Below are 3,907 nucleotides of genomic sequence, written 5' to 3'. Positions count from 1 at the left end.
GCTGCGGACCTGAGTCCGGGGCGGCCCGCAGCCGGGGACGGCCGTGCGGCGCTCAGACCAGGCCGGCGAGGAGCTCGGCGACCGGCTTGCGGCGGCCGGTGAAGAACGGCACCTCCTCGCGGACGTGCAGCCGGGCCCTTGACGGGCGCAGGTCACGCATCAGGTCCACGATCCGGTGCAGCTCGTCCGCCTCGAAGGCGAGCAGCCACTCGTAGTCGCCGAGCGCGAAGGAGGCGACCGTGTTGGCCCGGACGTCCGGGTAGCCGCGGGCCATCATGCCGTGCTCGGCGAGCATCGCCCGGCGCTCCTCGTCGGGCAGCAGGTACCACTCGTAGGAGCGCACGAACGGGTAGACGCACACGTAGTCGCGGGCGCGCTCGTCGGCCAGGAAGGCCGGGATGTGCGACTTGTTGAACTCGGCGGGGCGGTGCAGCGCCATGTTCGACCAGACCGGCTCCAGGGCGCGCCCGGCGGCGGTGCGGCGGAAGCGGTTGTAGGCCTCCTGGAGGTCGTCCGAGTTCTCGGCGTGCCACCAGATCATGACGTCGGCGTCGGCCCGCAGGCCGGAGACGTCATAGGTGCCGCGCACCGTGACGTCCTTGGCGTCGAGCTGCGCGAACAGCTCCTCCACCTCGGCGGCGAGGGCGGCGCGGTCCTCCGGCAGCTCGCCCTTGAGCTTGAACACCGACCACATGGTGTAGCGGATGACCTGGTTCAGGTCGCGGGCCTTCTTCTTCGCGGGCTGCTGTTCAGTGGACTCAGTCATGCGCCCATTGTCCCTTCCGTACGGGCGGCGCCGGCCGCCGGGGTCAACACGTCGTTGACGGCGCGGCGGGCGCCGGCGATGCACGCCGGGATGCCCACGCCGTCGTACGCGGCGCCGCAGAGGGCGAGGCCGCCGACCCGCGCCACGGCCGCGCGGATCCGCCCGACCCGGTCCAGGTGCCCGACCGGGTACTGCGGCAGGCCGCCCGCCCAGCGGGTCACCGCGGTCGCGTACGGCCGGGCGCGCAGCCCCACGGCGCGCTCCAGGTCGGCGAGCGAGCGGGCCACCAGCTCCTCGTCCGGCAGGCCGAGCACGGCCTCCTCGCGGTGCCGGCCGAGCGAGGTCCGCAGCAGGAAGGAGCCGGGCGCGGCGGCGCCCAGCCAGCCCCACTTGTTGGAGGAGAAGGTCGCCGCCTTGATGGCGCGGCCGTCCACCGGCGGCACCAGCAGGCCGGACCCCTCGGGCGGCACGGCCAGCTCCGCGCGGTGGAAGGCCATGGTGACCAGGGCCATCCCGGCGTACTCGATGCCGGCCAGCTCGGCGGCGGCGGCCGGGGCGTCGGGGCGCAGCAGCGCGGCGGCCTGCGGGGCGGGCACGGCCAGCACCACCGCGTCGGCGTGCAGCACCTCGCCGCGGGTGACCACCCGCCAGCCCTCGGGGGTGCGGCGCAGCTCGTCCACCGGGCTGTCCGTGCGGACCACCGCGCCGGCCCGGGCCAGGTGCGCGGCGACCGCCCCGGGGAGGGTGCCGATGCCGCCGCGGATGCCCTGGAAGACCGGGCCGCCGCCCTGCGCGCGTTCGGTCAGCCGCCGCACCCCGGCGGCCAGCGGGCCGCCGTCCCGGGCGATCGGCAGCAGCTGCGGAACGGCCGCGCGCAGCGAGATCTCCGAGGTCTGCCCGGCGTACACGCCGCCGAGCAGCGGCTCGACGAGCCGGTCGACCACCTCCTGGCCGAGCCGGGAGGCGACGTAGGCGCCGATGGTGGCGTCGTCGTCGACCGGTGGGCCGGGCCGTTCGTCCCGGGCGCGGGCCAGGCCCTCGGGGGTGAGCACGCCGGAGGCGGCGAGCGCGTCGAGGTCGCCGGGCACGCCCATGACCTGCCCGGCGGGGATCGGGTGCAGCCCACCCCTGGTCCAGATCGCGGCCCTGGCGGTGCTGGGCGGTTCCAGCTCCCCGCCCAGCCCGACCGCCCGGGCCAGGTCGACCGCCTCGGGCCGGCGCGCCAGCACCGACTCGGCGCCGAGGTCCACCCGGACCCCGCCGACCTCGCCCGGCATGAGCTTGCCGCCGACCCGCTCGGACGCCTCCAGCACCGTCACCCGGCACGGCCCGTCACCGAGGAACACCGCTGCGGCGAGCCCGGCGATACCGCCGCCGACCACCACGACATGAGGATCTGCCATGTCAGCGAGTCTCCCACCCCTTATCCGGCGGGCCGCGGACGGTGGGTGCGGCAACCCGTCCTCCGGGCCGGGCGGCCGGGCTACGATCGGGCCATGGCCGACATCCTGGCGGTGACCACGACGACCGACGACCCCGAGGCGGCGGCCGCGCTGGCCCGCTCGGCCGTGGCGGCCCACCTGGCCGCCTGCGCCCAGGTGGACGGGCCGATCACCTCGGTCTACCGCTGGCAGGGCGGGGTCGAGACGGCCCGGGAGTGGCGCGTCGTGCTCAAGACGACGGCCGACCGGTACCCGGCGCTGGAGGCGCACCTGCGCGCCGGGCACGCGTACGAGGTGCCCGAGGTGGTCGCCGTCCCGGTGGTCGCGGGCAGTGCCGACTACCTGGCGTGGGTCCGGGCCGGAACGGCCGCGGACTGAACGCCCCCGCCCGTCCGTCCGGTTGACGCGGCGTCCGGCCGGACGCCGAGGCCGGCCCGAACGGACGGACCGTCAGTTCCCCTACATCCGAACGAGTCCGGGACGTGACCGAGTCGGAACCGCGCGCGGGGAGCCGATCGGCCGGTGATCCCGTCCAATGGTCCGACCGAACGGAAACCGTGGACGGGGAGGACCGTGGGATGAGGGATCGGGGCAGACGGGCGCTGGCGGGAGCCGCGCTCACGGCGGTGCTGCTGAGCGGGTGCAGTGCACAGGGGTCGTCCAGCGGGTCCGACGCGGCCAGGCCGGCCGACGCGGCGGCGCCCGCGCAGCCGGCTCCGCCGAAGGCCGCGGCGACCGGCGCGGCCGGCGCCGGGGCGGCGGACGGGAAGGCGGGGACGCCGGCGGCCGACGCGACGGCCGGCCGGGCGATCGCGTACACCGGCCGGATGGTGCTGGAGAGCACGGACCCGGAGCGGGCGGCGGACGGGGCCCGGCAGCTGGCGGTGGCCGGCGGCGGCTTCGTCGGCGGCGAGTCGCAGTCGGGCGGCGCCCAGTCGTACACCGCCCAGCTGGTGCTGCGGGTGCCGTCGGCCGGCTACCAGAAGACGCTGGACGCGCTGGCGGGGCTCGGCACCGTGGTGTCCCGGAACAGCCAGGCCGACGACCTGACCCAGCAGGTGGTCGACGTGGAGAGCCGGGTGAAGACCCAGCAGGCGTCGGTGGACCGGGTGCGGGCGCTGCTGGCGGACGCCAAGTCGCTCGGCGACGTGGTCTCGCTGGAGGGCGAGCTGACCCGGCGGGAGGCGGACCTGGAGTCGCTGAAGCGCCAGCAGCAGGAGCTCGCCGCGCAGACCTCGCTCTCCACCATCACGTTCGACGTGCACCGGCCGGCCCGCACCGCCGAGGCGCCGAAGCCGGTGCACCGGGGCTTCTGGGCCTCGGTCGGCCACGGCTTCGCGGGCGGCTGGCACGTGCTGTGGGCGGTGCTCCGGGGCCTGGCGATCGCGCTGGCCGCGCTGGCGCCGTTCCTCGTGGTGCTCGCCCCGGTGGCGTGGCTGGTGCGCCGGTGGCTGCGGCGCCGGCCCGCGCGGCCGGCCCCGGCCCAGGCGTCGGCCGGCATCTGGGCGGCTCCCGGTCCGTACCCGGGTGTCCCGGCCCAGGGCCCCGCGCCGTACGCCGCTCCGGCCCGCGCCCAGCAGGCGCCCGGCCCCGACCCGGCGCCGACCCGGACCCCGGCGAAGGACCCGGAGGAGGACCCGGAGGACGCCGCGCAGTGAGCGGGCGCACCGCGGCCGGCACCCCGCCCGGGGGTGCCGGC

General features: G+C 77.1%; 4 protein-coding genes. 2 read left to right on the top strand and 2 right to left on the bottom strand.

From position 1 onward, the window contains the following. Positions 1 to 52 precede the first annotated feature (52 nt). Both hemQ and hemG read right to left on the bottom strand, forming a co-directional pair. The gene (gene hemQ / locus ACFV0G_RS36765) at positions 53 to 766 is read right to left on the bottom strand and encodes a hydrogen peroxide-dependent heme synthase (RefSeq protein WP_380557336.1); all 714 of its coding nucleotides are present in this window, start codon (positions 764 to 766) and stop codon (positions 53 to 55) included. Then, complete coding sequence (hemG, locus tag ACFV0G_RS36760) at positions 763 to 2,169, bottom strand: protoporphyrinogen oxidase (protein WP_380557333.1); 1,407 nt, start codon at positions 2,167 to 2,169, stop codon at positions 763 to 765. The genes hemQ and hemG overlap by 4 nt, the downstream gene beginning before the upstream one ends. A 93-nt stretch (positions 2,170 to 2,262) precedes the next feature. Between hemG and cutA the strand changes: the two genes are divergently transcribed. Together cutA and ACFV0G_RS36750 are read left to right on the top strand one after the other, a co-directional pair. After that, positions 2,263 to 2,586, top strand: a complete 324-nt coding sequence (gene cutA / locus ACFV0G_RS36755) for a divalent-cation tolerance protein CutA (RefSeq protein WP_380557330.1) — start codon at positions 2,263 to 2,265, stop codon at positions 2,584 to 2,586. A gap of 200 nt (positions 2,587 to 2,786) precedes the next feature. Continuing rightward, on the top strand, positions 2,787 to 3,866 hold the full coding sequence (locus tag ACFV0G_RS36750; protein ID WP_380557328.1) for a DUF4349 domain-containing protein: 1,080 nt from the start codon (positions 2,787 to 2,789) through the stop codon (positions 3,864 to 3,866). Positions 3,867 to 3,907 lie beyond the last annotated feature (41 nt).

The organism is Kitasatospora sp. NPDC059571, assembly GCF_042735675.1.
Classification (GTDB): domain Bacteria; phylum Actinomycetota; class Actinomycetes; order Streptomycetales; family Streptomycetaceae; genus Kitasatospora.
This window is presented reverse-complemented; position numbering and strand designations above follow the sequence as displayed.